The organism is Bradyrhizobium sp. 6(2017), assembly GCF_011058295.2.
GTDB lineage: Bacteria > Pseudomonadota > Alphaproteobacteria > Rhizobiales > Xanthobacteraceae > Bradyrhizobium > Bradyrhizobium septentrionale.
This window is the reverse complement of sequence record NZ_CP049289.2, coordinates 5,716,504-5,735,808: the sequence shown is the minus strand read 5'-3', so window position 1 is coordinate 5,735,808 and position 19,305 is coordinate 5,716,504. Positions and strand designations below refer to the sequence as shown.

Genomic DNA, 19,305 nt, shown 5'->3' with positions numbered 1-19,305 from the left:
CATGTCCGCGCGTATCCTCGTCGTCGATGACGTTCCGGCGAACGTCAAGCTGTTGGAAGCCCGCCTGTCAGCCGAATACTTCGATGTGCTGACTGCTTCCAACGGGACGGAGGCGCTGGAAATCTGCACCCGCGCCGAATGCGACATCATCCTGCTCGACGTCATGATGCCGGACATGGATGGCTTCGAGGTCTGCCGCCGGTTGAAGTCGAACCCTGCGACCCATTTCATTCCCGTTGTCATCGTCACCGCGCTCGACAGTCCTGCCGACCGCGTGCGCGGGCTTGAAGCCGGCGCCGATGATTTCCTGACCAAGCCGGTGTCCGACGTCGTGCTGATCGCGCGCGTGCGCTCGCTGACGCGGCTGAAGATGATGACCGACGAGCTGCGCATGCGCGCCATCACCTCGCTCGAGATCGGCATGCAGGCGCCCGAGCGCAGCGCGATCGCCGACCGGGGCACCGGCGGCCGCATCCTCCTGGTCGACGACCGGCCGTCATCCTACGAGAAGCTGGCGCCGATCCTGTCTGCCGAGCACACCGTCGATGTCGAAATCAATCCGGCGGACGCGCTGTTCCACGCCGCCGAGGGCAATTACGACCTGCTGATCGTGTCGCTCAGCCTCGACAATTATGACGGTCTGCGGCTGTGCAGCCAGGCCCGCTCGCTGGAGCGCACCCGCCAGGTGCCGATCCTCGCCATTTCGGATGCCGACAACAACGCGCGGCTGATGCGCGGGCTCGAGATCGGCGTCAACGACTATCTGCTGCGCCCCGTCGACAAGAACGAACTGCTGGCGCGCGCGCGCACCCAGATCCGCCGCCGCCGCTACACCGATCATTTGCGCGATAATGTGCAGAACTCGATCGAGATGGCGATCACCGATGCGCTGACCGGCCTCAATAACCGCCGCTACATGGAGAGCCACCTCGCGACGCTCGCGGAGCAGGCCTCGGTTCGCGGCAAGCCGCTGGCGCTGATGATCCTCGACATCGACTACTTCAAGGCGATCAACGACACCTACGGCCACGACGCCGGTGACGACGTGCTGCGCGAATTCGCCGTCCGGATTCGCAAGTCGATCCGCGGCATCGATCTCGCCTGCCGCTATGGCGGCGAGGAGTTCGTGATCGTGATGCCGGAGACCGACCTGCACGTCGCCGGCATGGTCGCCGAGCGGCTGCGCCGCTCGATCGCAGGCGAGCCCTTTTCCGTCGAAAAGGGCGGCAAGCGGATCACGGTCACAATCTCGATCGGGCTCACCACGCTGGAGCGCAAGGGCGAGCAGGTCACCGACGTGCTCAAGCGAGCTGACACCGCGCTCTACCGCGCCAAGCACGACGGCCGCAACCGCGTGGTTTCTGCGGCGGCATAACGTCCGCGTTTCACACCGTCATATCCATCGTCATACCCCGCGAATGCGGGGTATCCAGTACGCCGCGGCCTCTCGTTTAAACGACACTGCCTCTGGAATACTGGGTCACCCGCATGCGCGGGTGACGACAGGATAGATGAACCTAGCGCCCGCGCTTCACCGCGTCGTAGGCCATCCGCTTGAACTCGAACGAGAACGGATGGACGAACGCCATCTGGCGCTGCGCCATCATGACGCCGGCCATCCCGGTCTTCGGCGAAATCCACCACTGCGTTCCCGCAACGCCGCCCCAATAGAATTCGCCGGCAGCGTCGGGATGATCAATCGGCGAGGGCTTCTGGATCAGGCCGCCGGCAAGTCCGTGCACCTTGCCGGGTTGCTCGCCCATCATCGCGAAGCGGATCCACTGTCCCTCGGGCAACTGGTTGGTCATCATCTGCGCAATCGTGTCCGGCTTCAGCAGCGTCGGTCCGCCGGGCAGCAGGCTGCGGATCAGCGCAACCATGTCGGGCAGTGTGGACACCAGGCCGCCGCCGCCATTGAGCCTTGCGACCGGACGCAGATAGGCGCCGGGGAAGGGCGCATTGTCGGTGCGGGTGAGACCCGGCTTCATCGGCTCCATCAGATCGGCGCCGGCGTAGTACGCAACAAGGCGACCCTGATCCTCTTGCGGAACAACGAAGCCGGTATCGACCATGCCGAGCGGATCGAGGATGCGTGCCTTGATGAACTTGTCAAAGGTCTGGCCGCTGACGACTTCCACCAGGCGCGCGACGACGTCGATCGCGAGCGAGTATTCCCACGACGTGCCCGGCTGATAGATCAGCGGCAGATCGGCCAGCACGTCGACCATCTCAGCCAAGCTCGTATTGGGATTGTGCACTCCGCGCTCGTTGAGCGCCTTGAAAATGACGGTGCCGGGATCGAAGAAGCCGTAGCTCAGACCGGCGCTGTGGCTCAGCAATTGGCGGATGGTGATTGAGCTCTTCGCGGGCTCGGTTTGGTCGATCGACGTCGCGCCTTTCAGCAGGACCTTGCGGTTGCGCAGCTGCGGGATGAATTTCTCGATTGGATCGTCGAGCTGGAAGCGGCCATCCTCGACCAACAGCAGTGCCGCGCAGGAGGTGATGAGCTTGGTGTTGGAGAAGACCCGGAAGATGTGGTCAGTGCGCAGCGGGATCTGCGCTTCCTTGTCGGCCCATCCGACGCAGCTGACATCGACCAGCTCGCGGCCGACCATGACCGCCGACGAGATGCCGGACAGCAGATCGTTGTCGATATAACGCTGCATGGCCGCGCGCGCCGGCGCGAAATCGTAGCCGGTCGCGGTCACCTTCAGATCTTCCATGGTCGCTCCCCTGTTGCGCCGCGGGCCCTTTGGCGCGGTCGCTGTCAATCTCGCCTGACGGAATATTCCTTCGGACGCCGTCGCGCGTCGTCAGCGCTACCAACCAAACGCCGCTTCGGGACGCAACCGTATTCAGCCAGCTGGCTTCCTGGCTGCGGGATCGGTTTTGCCGACCTTGACCCCCGCATTCGCCAGCAGCACGCGGGCGGCTTCCTTCGCCGCGCGCGCCATGGCGGGATCGTCGCGCACCAGGTCCTGCGCGATCGAGCCATCGACCAGCAGCGTGAGCTGGGTCGCCAGTCCCTCGGCATCGGCGACGCCGAGTTGCCGCAGCAGGTCGCGAAACCAGACCCGGCGGCTTTCCTTGAAGGCAACAGCGATGTTTCTGACGGTCCGGTCGTCGTCCTCCGGGCCGAGTTCGGCCACCGCGTTGACGAACGGGCAGCCGCGAAAATCCCGCGCTGAAAAGCGCCGCTCCAGCGAATCGAAGGTCGCGAGAATCTGCTCGGCCGGCGGCTTGTCGGAGGGGCGGGGCTGCACGAAGCGGCGCTGCAGATAAGCCTCGATCAGCGCGTCCTTCGACGGGAAGTGATTGTAAAGCGTGCGTTTGCTGATGCCGATCTCGGCCGCGATGGTGTCGACGCCGATGGCGCGAATGCCTTGCAGGTAGAACAGCTTGTCGGCGGTCTCGAGGATCCGCTCTTTCATGGTCTGTTTGGGAGGCGGGGAAGCCATGCGCCGGCCGTGATCCTCTTTGCTTGACAGCTCGCCCCCTGTGTAGCCTAAGTACACAGGTCTGTGTAACCAAAACAAGCGTGAATCGCAGGCCGCGGCACTCGTGCCGTGCCCATTTGGGAGAACAAGAACAATGCCCCTGTTGCAGGTCCTGCGTCCCACGCTTCCCATTCTGATCGGTGCTTCCATCATGCTCACGCTGAGCATGGGGCTGCGGCAGAGCCTCGGCATCTTCATGCAGCCGCTGACGCACGACATCCACATCTCGATATCCGATTTCACGCTGGCGCTAGCCGTGCAGAACCTCGCCTGGGGCTTCCTGCAGCCGCTCGCCGGTGCGATGACGGTGCGGTACGGCTTCCGACCCATCATGGTGGTCGGCGCGCTGCTCTATATCGCAGGCCTCGTGCTGATGACGACCGCGCATGGGCTGGTCAGTGTCATGATCGGCGGCGGCGTGTTGATCGGCACCTCGCTGGCCTGTACCGCGGCGGCGATTGCGATGTCGGTTGCCGCGCGGGCGGTGCCGGAGACGGTGCGCTCGACCGTACTCGGCATCGTCTCCGGTGCGGGCTCGCTCGGCGCACTACTCTCGGCGCCGCTCGGCCAGATGCTCAATGAAGGATTCGGGTGGCGCGTCGGGCTCGCCGGCTTTGTCATCCTGTCGATCGCGATGATTCCGGCCGCCTGGTTCGCAGGGCGCGTCGACAGCATTCCGCTGCCGAAGCCCGCGGCCGACGATATCGGCAACGCCACTGCGGCGACCGCGGCGAAGACCGCGTTCGGCAACGCATCCTTCGTGGTGATGACCTGCGCCTACATGGTCTGCGGCATGCAGCTCGTCTTTCTCACCACGCATCTGCCGTCGTATCTCGCGATCTGCGGGCTCGATCCGATGCTGAGCGCACAGACGCTCGGCATGATCGGCGGCTTCAACGTGCTGGGCTCGCTGTTCTTCGGCTGGGCCGGCCAGCGCTGGAACAAGCTCGCGCTGCTCGGCGCGATCTACATCCTGCGTTCGCTGGCGCTCGCCTGGTATTTCATGCTGCCGGCAACGCCGGGCTCGACGCTGCTGTTCGGCGCCATCATGGGCTTCCTCTGGATGGGCGTCGGTCCGCTGGTCGCGGGCGCAGTCGCCGAGATGTTCGGGCTGCGCTGGCAGGCGATGATCCAGGGCCTCGCCTTCATGAGCCACCAGGTCGGCAGCCTCCTCGGCGCCTATGGCGGCGGAGTGATCTACGACTCGCTCGGCTCCTACACCATGGCTTGGCGGATCGGCGTCGCGCTCGGCCTTGCCGGCGGCATCATCCAAGTCGCCTTCGCGCTGATCCGGCCCGCGCAGCCGCCGCTGCTCAAGGCCGCCTAGCTTCCGATCCCGACCAGGTCGGTGGCTGCCACGTCCGTGGGCAGCCGCCGATGTCTGCCTATTTTTCAGTCGATCGCTTGCTGCGAGAACGCGCAGCGCAGCGCGACATGGTTCCGTACGGCGATTGAAGTAACAGCGCTTTCAAAGCGTTACTCCGTACGCACTGGTGGCACGAATCTTGATTGAATTTGGCTAGAATTCGTGCCGGACGCCGTCGCTTAGGCTTTCCGGCTTGGGGACTATGGGAAGGGCTGGCCGCGATGAGGCTAGTCGCCGTCACTCTCCAGCCATCCGCGCACCACGGCCTTCGCCGCGCCGCCGAGCAGGAGGCCCTTGTGCCCGACGTCCGGCGTGATGCCGCTCTGACTTCGCCGCATCCTGCCACCCGCATCGCGGCACTTCGAGACATCCCGATAACCGAACGCGCAAGTGGCCTCTCGGTGCTCACGCCCCGAACGCGCCGCGCCCATTCCGAACAGCAACATTTCTTGTGATGGGAGGAAGATGATGGAGTCTGGGACATACACGCGCCAGAAGCTCGTGAGGACAGTGGTTGCGCTGCTTGGAGTAGCGTTTCTGTGCCTGCTGTTCAGCGACCTCGCGCTGGCCGAGGACGCGGCGCCGCCGGCCTGCGGCGGCAAGATTCTCGAGAAGTGCACACCAAACTCCGGCGACACCGCGTGGATGCTGACATCCGTCGCACTCGTCTTGATGATGACGGTGCCGGGCCTCGGCCTGTTCTACGGCGGCATGGTGCGCAAGAAGAATGTCGGCGATACCGTGATGACCAGCTTCGCCCTCACCTGCCTGGTCACGATCCTGTTTGCCGTCCTGACCTACAGTTTGGCGTTCCGTGCCGGCACGCCGTTTATCGGCGGTCTGGATCGCATGTTCCTCAAGGACATCCTGAGTGACATCGGTAAGGGTGGCATCGGCAATCCCAATCCACTCGCCGCGACCATTCCTGAGTCTGTCTACATCTGCTTTCAGATGACGTTCGCCATCATCACGCCGGCGCTGATTGCCGGTGCGTTCGCCGAGCGGATGAAGTTCTCTGCCATGCTCTGGTTCATCGGGTTGTGGGCGATCTTCGTCTATGCGCCGATCGCGCATTGGGTCTGGGGGCCTGACGGGATCTTCTCGGCGGGCAACGACGCCGCGTATGTCAAAGTTCTCGATTTCGCCGGCGGCACCGTTGTGCACATCAATGCCGGCGTGGCCGGGCTGATGTGCGCCATCATGCTTGGCAAGCGCGTCGAGACGGGTCCGGCTCACAATATGGTGCTGACATTCATCGGCGCCTCGCTACTGTGGGTCGGCTGGTTCGGCTTCAACGCCGGCTCCGCCGTCACGGCGGGAATGCAGGCAGGCATGGCCATGCTGGTGACCCAGATCGCCACGGCGGTGGCGGGCTTCACCTGGATGCTGGTGGAGTGGGCGCTGAAGGGCAAGCCGACCGTCGTCGGCATCTGCTCGGGTGCCGTCGCCGGCCTCGTCGCGATCACGCCGGCCTCCGGTTTCGTCGGGCCGGTCGGCGCCTTCGCCATCGGCATCGCCGCCGGCGTATGCTGCTACTGGGGATGCACCGGGCTGAAGCGGATGTTCAGCTACGACGACGCGCTGGACTGCTTCGGTGTCCATGCCGTCGGCGGCATCGTCGGAGCGCTGCTGACGGGCGTGTTCGCGGTCGAGCAGTATGGTGGTACGGCAGGCGTTCTGGAGGGCAATGCCGGGCAGTTCATCAATCAGTGCATCGGCGTCGCGACCGTCTTCGTGTATGATGCCGTCGTGAGTCTGGTCATCCTGTTCGTGATCAATCTCTTCGTCGGGCTTCGCGTGACGCGGGAGATCGAGCGGGAAGGACTGGATCTCGCGCTGCACGGCGAGGTCGTGCAGTAGACTGGGCGGCGTTCCGCAAGGCCGGCGATCTTCGCTGGCCGGTGCGGGTCAAAGCTGTTCGAGGTGATCCCATGAACTGGTTCTATTGGAACACAGCGTGGTCGCTGTTCTTCAGCCTGGTTTGGTTCATGACCATCACGCACAATCCGGATGCGCAAATCGCAGATGCGCATCTGCGTGATGAGGCGTTCAAGCGCTAGCTCCGGTAGTAGCGCCACATCCTGAGGAACGTCCGGTGGATCTCGTCGGGCGTCCGGTCGAATGGCTCGAGATCGACGCGCACCACGCCACGCTGGTCCATGCGCCACGGCAAGCGCATCAGCAGCCGATAGGCCGGCCGCTTGCGCCAATCGGCCACCAGCGCGCTGCCGAGCGGCCCATTGAGCGCGATCTGCAACTCGTGAACGGTCATCGCGCGCTCGGCGATCTCGACGAGGTCGATGCGCGCGATGGCGCGCCAGCGGATCAGCCCGAAGGCCTGGATGAAGATGCCGTACTGGTTGGCCCCGATGGTCGGACGACCGGCCTCCAGCAGGGGGATGTTGTAGTAGGTGAAGCCGGCCGCCGCAGCCGCCAGCGCCAGCCAGTAGATCGCGCCCGTGATCCAGCTCGCGGTCAGGAAGATCGCGGCCAGGGCGGCCGTGACATAGACCGGAAAGTAGATGTCCTCGCGGCCGTAGGCGACCGAATAGCCGCCGACGTTTCCCTCGTCCAAGGTTGCAATCATGCGAGCCCTTCGCCCGGGGCGGTCCGGGACGCATCAGGGATGATGCTTGGGCACGAAGCAAAAACGGGGCCCAAAGGGCCCCGTTTGAAACGTCAGAAGCAGGCGATTTTACTTGATCTTGGATTCCTTGAACTCGACGTGCTTGCGCGCGACCGGGTCGTACTTCTTCTTGACCAGCTTGTCGGTCATGGTGCGCGAGTTCTTCTTGGCGACGTAGTAGAAGCCGGTATCGGCCGTCGACACGAGCTTGACCTTGATGGTGACCGCCTTGGCCATGTGCAAAACCTCGAAAATGCAGAGATATCGGGAGCCGGCCAAATCGGCCCGCGTTTGGCCGGGAAACTAGCCATAAACCGTGGGAAGTCAAGGATTTCCCGGCCGAAACGGGCCTGATTTCGCGGCTTTTCGCTGCAAAACGGGCGATTTTCGTCGAACCTGGCACACCGGACTGCCGACTACCGCCTGTTCCCGTTTCCAGCTGATGGCAGAGGACAGGATGTCGGTTGCAATCACCCATGACGGCCAGGGCGTGCGCATCGAATGGCTGAAGGAGTGGTACTTCCGCCTGGCCTCGGTGCCGTTCCTCGCAGGCGGCCTCTACTTCGCTTACAACATCGGCCTGATCCTCAAGGTCGATCTGACGGGATCGGGCTACTGGAGCGAGGACTGGGTCGGGCTGCTGTTTCTGACCGGCTTTGCGCTGGTGATCGGCGTGCCCGGACTGATCCTGGCGACGCTGCGCTACTTCATCGAGGTCGACCCGATTTCGCGGCGGCTGATCGTCACCAGGCAATTCGGTCCGCTGAAGTTTCGCAGCCTGCGCCAACTCAGCGAGTTCAAGTTCATCAGTATCATCGATCACTCCGATCCCGATTGCAGCTTCACCGCGTATCACGTGAGCCTGTGCGGAGGCCGCGGCACGAGGCCAGTCATAGTGTCCTCCTTCAGCCGCCGCGACGAGGCGAACGAGTTTGCGCAGACGCTCGGTGCCGAGCTGAAGCTGCGGCCGAAGGACTATGTCGGCACCGAGCCCGACGCCGACTAGCATCGATCGTCTGCGCCCGATCAGGCCTCGAAAAACTGGTTCTTCGGCCGCGGCAGGCCCAGATTCTCGCGCAGGGTCTTGCCTTCGTACTCCTTGCGGAAGATCCCGCGCTTCTGCAATTCGGGGACGACCTTGTCGACGAACTCGAACAGGCCCTGCGGCAGATAGGGGAACATGATGTTGAAGCCGTCGCTGCCGTGGCCGGTCAGCCATTCCTCCATCTGATCGGCGATGGTCTGCGGCGTGCCGACGAAGGCGAGCCCGCCATAGCCGCCGACGCGTTGGGCGAGCTGGCGCACGGTGAGCTTGTCGCGCGCGGCGACGTCGACGAGGCGCTGCCGGCCGCTCTTGCTGGCATTGGTTTCCGGGATCGACGGCAACGGCCCGTCGGGATCGAAGCCGGACGCGTCGGTGCCGAGGATCACCGAGAGCGAGGCGATCGCGCTCTCGTAATGCACGCGGCTGTCGAGCAACGCGCGCTTCTCCTTGGCTTCCTCGACGCTGTCGCCGACCACCACGAAGGCGCCGGGCAGGATCCTCAGATGCTCGGGATCGCGGCCGATCTTCTCCATCCGGCCCTTGATGTCGGCATAGAGTTTTTGTCCGTCCGCAAGGCTGCCGCCGCCGGTGAACACGGCTTCCGCGGTCTCGGCCGCAAGCTGCCTGCCGTCGTCGGATGCGCCGGCCTGCACGATGACAGGCCAGCCCTGCACGGGGCGGGCGATGTTCAGCGGACCGCGGACCGAGAGATATTTGCCCTTGTGGTTGAGCACATGCATCTTGTCGGGATCGACGAACAGCCCGGACTCGACGTCACGAACAAACGCATCATCGGCGAAGGAATCCCACAGGCCGGTGACGACGTCGTAGAACTCGCGGGCGCGCTTATAGCGCTCGGCGTGCTCCATGTGATCGTCGAGGCCGAAATTCAGCGCCGCGTCCGGATTGGAGGTGGTGACGATATTCCAGCCGGCGCGGCCGCCGGAGATGTGGTCGAGCGAGGCGAAGCGCCGGGCGACGTGATAGGGCTCGTCGAAGGTGGTCGAGCCGGTCGCGATCAGGCCGATATGCTCGGTGACGGCCGACAGTGCCGAGAGCAGGGTGAACGGCTCGAACGAGGTCACGGTGTGGCTGCGCTTCAGCGCGGTGATCGGCATGTTGAGCACGGCCAGGTGGTCGGCCATGAAAAACGCGTCGAACTTGCCGGCCTCGAGCTTCCGGATCAGCTGCTTGATATGGTCGAAGTTGAAATTGGCGTCAGGCCAGGCCCCGGGATAGCGCCAGGCGCCGGTGTGGATGCTGATCGGCCGCATGAACGCGCCGAGCTTGAGTTGACGCTTCGCCATTGCCCCGTTCCGTTCTTGGTGTCGTTAGCGGAACAGATAGGGAGCGCCGCGGACAACGCCATGAGGGTCCTTAAGAAGAATCTTGCAATCTGGGCGACGAGCAGAGGATATTTTCAACCCGACGCCTTTGTCATCGTGGAGGGGGACATGATCTATCCGGCAAGGCCATGGCTGATCGGGGGCTTCCTGGTCGCGATCGCGCTCTGTCTTGGCAGCCCGGCGCGGGCGCAGATCGTTGCGATCGGCGCAAGCAATGTCGCGGGCCGGGGCGTCAGCAGTTCGGACGCCTGGCCGGCACAACTGGAAGGCATGCTGGCGGCGAAGGGCCGTCACGTTCAAGTCACCAACGCCGGCATCAACGGCGATACCAACGCGGGCATGCTGGCCCGGCTCGATTCCGCGGTCCCCGCAGGAACGAAGATCGTGCTGCTCGACCGGGTCGGGGGCGGCTGGAACGCCAGGCGATTGCATCAAGGGGATCAAGCTGCCGAGCTCGCGGCGATCGAGGCGCGGCTTCGCAGCCGGGGCATCCGCGTGATCCCGATGTGGTGGAATGCAGTCCTGCGCAATTATCTGCAACCGGACCACATTCACTTCACGCCGGAGGGACACAGGGTGGTCGCCGCGCACATGCTGCCCTCGGTGATGTCAGCCGTGCACTGACCTGACATTGCGTCCGGCGCAGCAGGGGTCATGCCCCCAGCACGTCCTTGTGCATCTTGCCGCCGTAGAAATGGAAGAACGGCACCGGCGCGTCGTGGCGGAGCGGGCCGGTGGCGAGACGGCGGTCGAGTTCGGCGAGCACGTTCTTGGTCATGGCGTGCGCATCGGCGAGCGGCTCGGAGCCGATCTCGACCCAGACCAGTTCGACGAGCTCGGCGTCGGCATGCACGACGCCTTCGACGCGATGCGCGATCGCTGAGGCATCGGCGGTGAAGAAGCGGGTGTCGAAGCGGCGGACGCGGCCGGGCGGGGTGATCGCGCGCGCAATCAGGAACAGGCCGGACGGATCGGGCAGCAGGCCGGCGGCGGCGAACGGCGCCCAGGGACCGTCCACCTTCGGTGTCTTCTCAACCTTGCGGCCGAGGCAGAGCCCGGTCTCTTCGCAGGCTTCGCGGATCGCGGCATTGGCCAGCGCACGCGCGCGGCCGGGCGTGATCTTCGGGCTACCCTTGAGCAGATTGGCTTCGAGCTCCGGCGTGATCGGGGCTGCGACCGGCACGCGGTTGTCGGCCTTGTCGACGCGGCCGCCGGGGAAGACGAATTTGCCCGGCATGAACACCACCTTGTCGTGGCGCTTGCCGACCAGCACCTTTGGCTTGGCACCGGAGCGATCGATCAGGATCAGCGTCGCCGCATCCTTCGGCCGGAAGTACGCATGATGATCGGCTTCTTTTTCGCCCTGGTGGACGACGGCGGCGGGTGCGGCAGCTTGAGTCATTTCATCCCTTTCATTCCTTCTTGGGGTCCGGTTTAGCTAGACCGGTGGGATGTCGCTAGGGGCATTTTCGTCAAAGCCATGCATGCGCAGGGCCCATTGCAATCCGATCACGGCTCCCTTCACCGGCTGCAACAGCGCCAGCGATGCGAACAGCGTGAACGGCAGATAGATCGCAAGTTGCAGCCACACCGGCGGCGAATAATCGGTCTCGATCCACAGCGCGGTCGGTACCACGATATGGCCGACAATGACGATGACGAGATAGGCGGGCAGGTCGTCGGCGCGATGCGGTGAGAAATCGAGGTCGCAGACCGGGCAATGGCCGTCGCATTTGAGAAACTTGCGAAACAGCTTGCCTCTTCCGCAGCGCGGGCAGCGGCTGAGGAACCCGCGCTTCATCGCGGTCCACACGTCGCGCTTCTCGGGCTCGGCTCCGTCGCGAGTCCAGACCACTGTCGGCGGTGTCACTTCCATGACGTGCCTCGCTTCGATTTGCCGGGCTTGGACTTCGCCGGCTTGCGGTCCTTCTTGTTGCGCGCCTTCCGCTCCTTGTGCGCCTTCTTGCCAGTTCCTTTGCCAGTTCCTTTGCCTGGTCCCTTGCCAAATCCCGCAGCGCTGCGCTCGGGCCTTGCGCCGTCGCGTTTTCTGCCGCGCGGAATTGCCTGACCGCCGGATAATAGCTCAAAGCGCAGCGCGCCCGCTACCGGCGCGGCTTCGACCAGCCGCACGTCGACGACATCGCCAAGCCGATACATGGTTCCACTGCGCGAGCCGATCAGCGCGTGGCGGGTTTCGTCGTAGTTGAAATATTCGCTCCCGATGGTGCGGATCGGGATCAGGCCATCGGCGCCGGTGTCATCGAGCTTCACAAACAGGCCGGATCGCGTCACGCCGGAAATCCGGCCCTGGAACGAGGCGCCGACCTTGTCAGCAAGGAAATGCGCGACCAGCCGGTCGGTGGTCTCGCGCTCCGCCTTCATCGCGCGGCGCTCGGTGACGGAAATCTGCGCGGCGATTTCGGCCAGCGTCTCCACGGTCTCATCCGTCGGCAAGGCGCCTTCGCCGAGGCCAAGCGCGCGGATCAGCGCGCGATGCACGATCAGATCGGCATAGCGCCGGATCGGCGAGGTGAAATGCGCGTAGCGGCGCAGGTTCAAGCCGAAATGGCCGTAGTTCTCGGCGGAATATTCGGCCTGCGCCTGCGAGCGCAGCACCACCTCGTTGACCAGCGGCTCGTAGTCCTCGCCCGAGACCTGCGCCAGCACGCGGTTGAATTGCGCGGGCCGTAGCGCGCCCTGCTTGGTGAAGGGCAGGTCGAGCGTCTTCAGGAATTCCTGGAGGTTGTGCACCTTCTCCTGGCTCGGCTCGTCGTGCACACGGTAGATCAGCGGCAGCGCCTTCTTCTCCAGCATCTCCGCCGCGGCGACGTTGGCGAGGATCATGAACTCCTCGATCAGCCGGTGTGCATCAAGCCGCTGCGGCACGATCACCCGGTCGACGGTGCCGTCGGGCTTCAACAGGATCTTGCGCTCGGGCAGATCGAGATCGAGCGGGTCGCGCTCGTTGCGCGCGAGCTTGACCAACTCATAGGCCGACCACAGCGGCTTCAGGATCGGATCGACCAGGGGGCCGGTGATGTCGTCGGGCCTGCCGTCCATCGCGGCCTGCGCCTGCGCGTAGGCAAGCTTCGCGGCCGAGCGCATCAGCACGCGATGGAAGGTGTGCGAGCGCTTGCGGCCGTCGGCGCCGATCACCATCCGCACCGCGACCGCGCCGCGCGGTTCGCCCGGTACCAGCGAGCAGAGATTGTTGGATATCCGCTCGGGCAGCATCGGCACCACGCGATCGGGGAAATACACCGAGTTGCCGCGCTGCAGTGCGTCGCGGTCGAGCGCAGAGCCCGCCCGCACATAGAAGGCGACGTCGGCGATCGCGACATGGACGATGAAGCCGCCCTTGTTGTTCGGATCGGGATCGGCCTCGGCATGAACCGCGTCGTCGTGATCCTTGGCGTCCGGCGGATCGATGGTGACGAGCGGCACGTCGCGCCAGTCCTCGCGGCCCTGCAGCGTCGCGGGCTTTGCGTCTTCGGCTTCGCGCAGTGCAGAAGCCGAAAACACCTGCGGGATGTCGTGGGTGTTGATCGCGATCAGGCTGATGGCCTTCTCGCTTGCGATCGAGCCGAGCCGTTCCTTGACCCGGGCGGAGGCGAGCCCGTAGCCGCGGGTGCGGATCAAATCGACGCTGATGAGGTCGCCGTCCTCGGCGCCGCCACTGTCGGCCTGGGCGATGTTGAGCTCGCGGCCGGCCTGTTTCTTGTCGACCGGGATCAGGCGGCCGCCGCCATCAGGGTTCTTGCGGAAGATGCCGAGGATACGGGTTCGCCCGTGATCGATCACCTTGATGACGCGACCGCGATAGGGCGTGCCGTCGCGCTCGTTGGTCACCTCGACCCGCAACAGCGCGCGGTCGCCGACGCCGGCGACGGTGCCGGGCTTCGGCCGCCGCGGCGTCTCGATGCGGATTTTCGGGGCGGTGCCGTTTTCTTCGGAGTCCCACTCGGCGGGTGTGGCGATCAACTCGCCGTCGCTGTCACGGCCGGTGATGTCGGCGAGCACGGTCGGCGGCAGCGCCGCCGGCTCGTGAATCTTGCGGCCGCGCTTGGCGACCGTGCCGTCGTCGGCGAGCTCGCGGAGGATCCGCTTCAACTCGATGCGGTCGGCGTTCTTCAGGCCGAACGCGCGCGCGATCTCGCGGGTGCCGATCTTGCCTGGATTGGCGCGGATGAAGGCGACGATGGCGTCCCGGCCCGGAAAGCCATGGTCGGGTTTTGGTTTCACTTATCCTCGTGCCTTGCCGGCGCTCTTCTTCGCGGGCGCTTTCGCGGGTGCCGATGACTTTGCAGGCGACGTCTTGGCACTGGAGGCGACCGGCGCGCGCGCCTTGCTGGTCGCATCCGTTTTTGGTTTCGCCGCGGCCTTCTTGGACGCCGCCTTCTTGGCGGGCTTGGCCTCGGCATCGCCGTCGGCCGTTTCGGCCTTGGCTTTTGCGGGCTTTGCCGCCTTCGCCTTCTTGCCCTTTGCCTTGCCGCCGCCCTTGGCCGCGCGCTCGTCGATCAGCGCGATCGCCTCCGCAAGCGTGACCTCATCGGGCGTCTTGTCGCTCGGGATCGTCGCGTTAACGCCGCCGGCCGCGACATAGGCGCCGTAACGGCCGTTCTTGAGCGCGACAGCGCCCAGCGTCGGGTGGTCGCCGAGCGGCTTGCCCGGGTCGGCGCCGAAGCGGCGGCCGCTCGGACCCTTGGCGATCTTCTCCGCGATCAGCGTGACAGCGCGGTTCAATCCGATGTCGAACACCTCGTCGCCGGCCTCGAGGCTGGCATAGGTCTTCTCGTGCTTGACGAACGGCCCGAACCGGCCGAGGCCGGCCGTGATCGGCTGCCCGGTTTCCGGATGCTTGCCGATCTCGCGCGGCAGCGACAGCAGCTTCAGCGCCAGTTCGAGATCGACATCGGCAGGCGAGGTACCTTTCGGAATCCCCGCGCGCTTCGGCTTCTCGCCTTCGGCGTAATCCTTCTGCTCGCCAAGCTGGATGTAGGGGCCGAAACGGCCGGCCTTCACCGTGACATCGAACCCGGTGTCGGGATCGGTGCCGAGCACGCGGTCGGCGCTCTCGGCGCTGTCGGCCGCGAGCGGCCGCGTGTAGCGGCATTCCGGATAGTTCGAGCAGCCGACGAAGGCGCCGAACTTGCCGGCCTTCAGGTTGAGCCGCCCGGTGCCGCAGGTCGGACACTGCCTAACGTCACCGCCATCCGCGCGCGGCGGATAGATGTGCGGGCCCAGCATCTCGTCGAGCGCATCGAGCACCTCGGCGACGCGCAGATCCTTGATGTCGTTCACCGCGCCGATGAAGCCGCTCCAGAAATCCTTCAGCACCTGCTGCCAGGAGATCTCGTTGTTGGAGACGCGATCGAGCTGTTCCTCGAGATCGGCCGTGAAGTCGTATTCGACGTATCGCGAGAAGAAGTTTTCCAGGAACGCGACCACGACGCGGCCCTTGTCCTCGCCGTGCAGCCGCTTCTTCTCGAGCTTGACGTAGCCGCGGTCCTTCAGGACCTGCAGGATCGAGGCGTAGGTCGAGGGCCGGCCGATGCCGAGCTCTTCCATCCGCTTCACCAGCGAGGCTTCCGAGAAGCGCGGCGGCGGCTCGGTGAAATGCTGGGTGACGGCAAGGCTCTGGCGCTTCACCGCTTCGCCCTGGCTCATCGCGGGCAGGCGGCGCGAATCCTCGTCCTCCTCGTCGTCACGGCTTTCCTGATAGAGCGCGAGGAAGCCGTCGAACTTGATGACCTGGCCGGAGGCGCGCAGCTCGAGTGTGCGGGCGCCGGACTTGGCTTCGATGTCGACAGTGGTGCGCTCGAGTTCGGCCGACTCCATCTGGCTCGCAATGGTGCGCTTCCAGATCAGCTCATAGAGCTTGGCCTGGTCGGTATCGAGCCGGCGGCCGATGCTGGCCGGGCGACGCGACAGATCGGTCGGGCGGATCGCTTCGTGCGCTTCCTGGGCGTTCTTGGCCTTGGCCTGGTACTGGCGCGGCGCGTCCGGCACATAGGCGTTGCCATAGTCCTCGCCGATCACCTTGCGGGCCTGGGTGATCGCGGACGGATCGATCTGGACGCCGTCGGTTCGCATATAGGTGATCAGACCGGTGGTCTCGCCGCCGATGTCGATGCCTTCATACAGCCGCTGCGCAATGCGCATGGTGTGCGCCGGCGCGAAGCCGAGCTTGCGGCTCGCTTCCTGCTGCAGGGTCGAGGTGGTGAAGGGGGCCTGCGGATTGCGCCGGGCCGGCTTGGCCTCGACGGCCGCGACCTTGAACAGCGCGGCCTCGATCGCCTTCTTGAAGTCCTCGGCTTCGGCGCCGGAGCCGATGTCGAGCCGCGCGATCTTTTTGCCGTCGGCGCCGACCAGCCGCGCCTCGAAGGCGTCGCCGCGCGGCGTCAGCAGCGTCGCGACCAGCGACCAGTACTCCCTCGGCACGAACTTCTCGATCTCGAGCTCGCGGTCGCAGACCAGCCGCAGCGCGACCGACTGCACGCGGCCGGCGGAGCGGGCGCCGGGCAACTTGCGCCACAGCACCGGCGAGAGCGTGAAGCCGACAAGATAGTCCAGCGCACGGCGCGCCATATAGGCGTCGACCAGCGCGCCGTCGATCTGGCGTGGCGCCTTCATGGCGTCGGTGACGGCCTGCTTGGTGATGGCGTTGAACACCACGCGCTCGACCTTCTGGTCCTTCAGCGCGCGCTTCTCCTTCATCACCTCCAGCACGTGCCAGGAGATCGCCTCGCCCTCGCGATCAGGGTCGGTTGCGAGAATCAGACGGTCGGCGCCCTTCAGCGCCTTGGCGATGTCGTTGAGCCGGCCCGCGGCCTTGGCATCGACCTCCCAGATCATCTGGAAATTGGCGTCCGGATCGACCGAACCATTCTTGGCCGGGAGGTCGCGGACATGGCCAAACGACGCCAGGACCTCATAGGAGGATCCCAGATATTTGTTGATCGTCTTGGCCTTGGCAGGCGACTCAACAATGACGATATTCATGTCATTCCAATAGCTTACGGGAAAACTTGAAGGTGGGTTCCGCTAGACTCGCGGCCCGCCGTGTCGGGGCGAACATGGGTGTTGAGGCGGTCCCTGTCAAATCGCCAGATATTGAAGGGAGGGTCTAGGCTGTGGAGTTCCTATCCCAAGAGTTGAAAAATACGTCCTAGAGTTGCGGCCGGAAACGGCGTATCTCTTTATATATAGGGTGGGAATCGGACTAGGCCTTTTGAGCAGCACAGGGGGCGGCCGGAAGCGCAAGGCATCCGGCGGGCGACGAGACAGGTGGGGACGGCGGTCCGGATGACGCTCTGGTCCCGATCGCAGCCGCCGCGACCGAACTCGCCAAACTCGCCCAGCGCCACAAATTCGAGGTCCTCGACCGGCTGTTCGCGATGGCCCGCCTGGAAGCCGATGAGCAGTTGCGTGTCCGCAGCCGAAGGAAGTTGTCGTGACAACGGGTGTCATCACCCGCGCATGCGGGTGATCCAGTATTCCAGAGACGCCGCTGCTTGAGCCGAGAGGCCGCGGCGTACCGGATGCCCACACGCGCGGGCATGACAGCGGAGAGAGCCCACGGCTCCTTCCCTGGCGTCGTCCCGGCGCAGGCCGGGACCCATACGCCGCGGCGGTTGTTGTGACCGGGACTCGTCGTTCCAGCGTTGCGCGACAAGCAGCATCGGTGGTTATGGATCCCGGCTTTCGCCGGGACGACACTGAGCGTGTTGCGCGGTCCCTGAGACAAACATCTATGTTCTCGCGGCATGAATCGTCCGAGCTTTGCATTTCGTTTCGCCCTCACTTGAACAGAGGGCGCAGGGAGTTACATTTCTGATAAAGCGAAATATTTTCACGCGCGAGGATTAACAGCTTTTGCTGAGTTGCCCGTCGTGTCGAATGGGCAACACCGTTGACATCTTGATGAATGGAGTTAGGCCGATACACGCCGCGCGCGCTTCGCAGGAGGCCGCGGCTTCAGCGCCGTGTCGGCGGCATCAAGCACGCGGCCGTCCTGCGAAAACAGCGCGAGCTTCTTCACCGGCTTGCCCTTGTCGCGGTCGACCAGGATGGTCGCGATCTCGTCCGGGTGCTCGTCGAACTCCTCGGTCCATTGCCGGAGCGCGACGAGGATCGGAAAGATGCCGTGGCCCTTCGGCGTCAGCAGATATTCCTGATAGGCGCTGCTGTCGGAGGCGGGGACCATCTTCAGGATGCCGCGCTCGACCAGCGTGCGCAGCCGCGTGGTGAGGATGTTCTTGGCGAGGCCGAGGCTCGCCTGAAATTCGCCGAAGCGGCGCCGGCCGAGGCTGGCGTCGCGGATGATCAGCAACGACCACCAGTCGCCGAACACGTCGAGCGCGCGGGCCACCGGGCAAGAATCGCCTGCGAGGCTGGTTCGTTTCACGGCGCGGTCTCCAGAAGTTGGGCCATCACGGTCTTGTGTGGTTGCAATATTAAACCTGATGCCCTAGGTAGGCAATGAAGTTTAATAATGCAACCAACTGGAGGCGGACATGAGACTGGCAAACAAGACGGCGTTGATCACCGGCGGCAACAGCGGCATCGGGCTTGCGACGGCAAAACTGTTCGTGGCCGAGGGCGCCAAGGTCGTCATCACCGGGCGCAACAAGGAGACGCTTGCGGCGGCGGCCAGGGAACTCGGGCCGAACGCGCTGGCGGTGGTGGCTGACGCCACCGATGTCGCGGCGCTGGAAGCCGCGGTAAAGCAGGGCGCCGAGAAGTTCGGCAAATACGACGTGCTGTTTGCCAATGCCGGCATTCCCGGCCAGACGCCGGTCGGCGGCACCACGCTGGCTGCTTTCGAAAATGTGATCCGCACCAATCTCACCGGCGTGTTCTTCACGGTGCAGGCGGTCGCGCCGTATCTCAACGACGGCGCGTCGATCATCCTCAACGGCTCGGTGATTTCGGTGCTCGGCAATCCCGGCTACTCGGCCTATGCCGCGAGCAAGGCCGGCGTGCGCGCGATGGCGCGGGTGATGGCGTCAGAACTGTCGCCGCGCAACATCCGCGTCAACGTGGTGGCGCCGGGCGCGGTGCGGACACCGATCTGGGGCGCGGCGATCGCAACGCCTGAGGCCGAGAAGGTGTTCGAGGCGCGGATCAGCAAGACCACGCCGCTCGGGCGCATCGGCGAGCCCGATCATATCTCGAAGACCGTGCTGTTCCTGGCGTCCGACGACGCGGCGCATGTGCAAGGGCAGGAACTGTTCATCGATGGCGGCGCAACGGCTTCGCCCGCCGGCGCGCCGATCTATCGCGGCTAAATTGTTTCTCATTGTAACGAACCGGCCGGTGTGAAGCGCTTCATACCGGCCGATTGCGTGCGCGACTATCATTGCGTGAATTGAACCTTTGACGTACTCCCGGGACTCCTGAAAAGGGCGGGGAATTTTTTCACC

Annotated in this window: 17 protein-coding genes; 7 read left to right on the top strand and 10 right to left on the bottom strand. The window is 64.7% G+C overall.

What is annotated here, in order from left to right; genetic code table 11:
* Position 1: 1 nt before the first annotated feature.
* Positions 2-1,375, top strand: a complete 1,374-nt coding sequence (locus tag G6P99_RS26940) for a PleD family two-component system response regulator (RefSeq protein WP_029083308.1) — start codon at positions 2-4, stop codon at positions 1,373-1,375.
* Between the two features lie 142 nt (positions 1,376-1,517).
* Here the strand turns inward: G6P99_RS26940 and G6P99_RS26935 are convergent, their stop codons facing one another.
* On the bottom strand, positions 1,518-2,723 hold the full coding sequence (locus G6P99_RS26935) for a serine hydrolase domain-containing protein (protein ID WP_246709627.1): 1,206 nt from the start codon (positions 2,721-2,723) through the stop codon (positions 1,518-1,520).
* Positions 2,724-2,855: 132 nt separating this feature from the next.
* Entirely contained in the window at positions 2,856-3,458 is a 603-nt protein-coding gene (locus tag G6P99_RS26930) for a TetR/AcrR family transcriptional regulator (protein ID WP_035977595.1), read from the bottom strand.
* 133 nt (positions 3,459-3,591) lie between these two features.
* Here G6P99_RS26930 and G6P99_RS26925 point away from each other — a divergent pair, with 133 nt between their 5' ends.
* From G6P99_RS26925 to G6P99_RS26915, 3 genes are all read left to right on the top strand, one after another.
* Positions 3,592-4,824, top strand: coding sequence for an MFS transporter (locus G6P99_RS26925; RefSeq protein ID WP_165123987.1), 1,233 nt, complete (start codon positions 3,592-3,594; stop codon positions 4,822-4,824).
* Positions 4,825-5,328: 504 nt separating this feature from the next.
* Complete coding sequence (locus G6P99_RS26920) at positions 5,329-6,723, top strand: ammonium transporter (protein WP_166460129.1); 1,395 nt, start codon at positions 5,329-5,331, stop codon at positions 6,721-6,723.
* Positions 6,724-6,794: 71 nt separating this feature from the next.
* Positions 6,795-6,923 (top strand): hypothetical protein, encoded by a 129-nt coding sequence (locus G6P99_RS26915; RefSeq protein WP_256375187.1) that lies wholly within the window; start codon positions 6,795-6,797, stop codon positions 6,921-6,923.
* On the opposite strand, the gene G6P99_RS26910 is transcribed toward G6P99_RS26915, so the two are convergent.
* Together G6P99_RS26910 and rpmG are read right to left on the bottom strand one after the other, a co-directional pair.
* Entirely contained in the window at positions 6,920-7,450 is a 531-nt protein-coding gene (locus tag G6P99_RS26910) for a hypothetical protein (RefSeq protein WP_029083313.1), read from the bottom strand. The two genes, G6P99_RS26915 and G6P99_RS26910, sit on opposite strands and share 4 nt — an antisense overlap.
* Positions 7,451-7,558: 108 nt before the next feature.
* A complete protein-coding gene (gene rpmG, locus G6P99_RS26905; RefSeq protein WP_027537094.1) occupies positions 7,559-7,726 on the bottom strand; it encodes a 50S ribosomal protein L33 in 168 nt (55 codons plus the stop codon).
* A 220-nt stretch (positions 7,727-7,946) separates the two neighbouring features.
* Between rpmG and G6P99_RS26900 the strand changes: the two genes are divergently transcribed.
* Positions 7,947-8,495, top strand: a complete 549-nt coding sequence (locus G6P99_RS26900) for a hypothetical protein (RefSeq protein WP_165123981.1) — start codon at positions 7,947-7,949, stop codon at positions 8,493-8,495.
* 20 nt (positions 8,496-8,515) lie between these two features.
* Here the strand turns inward: G6P99_RS26900 and G6P99_RS26895 are convergent, their stop codons facing one another.
* Positions 8,516-9,841, bottom strand: a complete 1,326-nt coding sequence (locus G6P99_RS26895; RefSeq protein WP_029081042.1) for an LLM class flavin-dependent oxidoreductase — start codon at positions 9,839-9,841, stop codon at positions 8,516-8,518.
* 147 nt (positions 9,842-9,988) lie between these two features.
* Between G6P99_RS26895 and G6P99_RS26890 the strand changes: the two genes are divergently transcribed.
* The gene (locus G6P99_RS26890; protein ID WP_246709625.1) at positions 9,989-10,504 is read left to right on the top strand and encodes a GDSL-type esterase/lipase family protein; all 516 of its coding nucleotides are present in this window, start codon (positions 9,989-9,991) and stop codon (positions 10,502-10,504) included.
* 28 nt (positions 10,505-10,532) lie between these two features.
* Here the strand turns inward: G6P99_RS26890 and G6P99_RS26885 are convergent, their stop codons facing one another.
* The 5 genes from G6P99_RS26885 to G6P99_RS26865 all read right to left on the bottom strand — a co-directional run bounded on the left by G6P99_RS26885 (position 10,533) and on the right by G6P99_RS26865 (position 18,287).
* On the bottom strand, positions 10,533-11,282 hold the full coding sequence (locus tag G6P99_RS26885) for an NUDIX hydrolase (protein WP_029081044.1): 750 nt from the start codon (positions 11,280-11,282) through the stop codon (positions 10,533-10,535).
* Positions 11,283-11,318: 36 nt separating this feature from the next.
* Positions 11,319-11,756 carry a DUF983 domain-containing protein gene (locus G6P99_RS26880; protein ID WP_029081045.1) on the bottom strand — a complete coding sequence of 146 codons (438 nt, stop codon included), beginning with the start codon at positions 11,754-11,756 and terminating at the stop codon, positions 11,319-11,321.
* Positions 11,747-14,122 (bottom strand): ribonuclease R, encoded by a 2,376-nt coding sequence (rnr, locus tag G6P99_RS26875; protein ID WP_029081046.1) that lies wholly within the window; start codon positions 14,120-14,122, stop codon positions 11,747-11,749. The genes G6P99_RS26880 and rnr overlap by 10 nt, the downstream gene beginning before the upstream one ends.
* A complete protein-coding gene (topA, locus tag G6P99_RS26870) occupies positions 14,123-16,882 on the bottom strand; it encodes a type I DNA topoisomerase (protein WP_029081047.1) in 2,760 nt (919 codons plus the stop codon).
* A gap of 931 nt (positions 16,883-17,813) precedes the next feature.
* Complete coding sequence (locus G6P99_RS26865; protein WP_029081048.1) at positions 17,814-18,287, bottom strand: winged helix-turn-helix transcriptional regulator; 474 nt, start codon at positions 18,285-18,287, stop codon at positions 17,814-17,816.
* Between the two features lie 109 nt (positions 18,288-18,396).
* Here G6P99_RS26865 and G6P99_RS26860 point away from each other — a divergent pair, with 109 nt between their 5' ends.
* Positions 18,397-19,170: an SDR family NAD(P)-dependent oxidoreductase gene (locus G6P99_RS26860; RefSeq protein WP_029081049.1), complete on the top strand. Its 774-nt coding sequence runs from the start codon at positions 18,397-18,399 to the stop codon at positions 19,168-19,170.
* Positions 19,171-19,305: the final 135 nt, after the last annotated feature.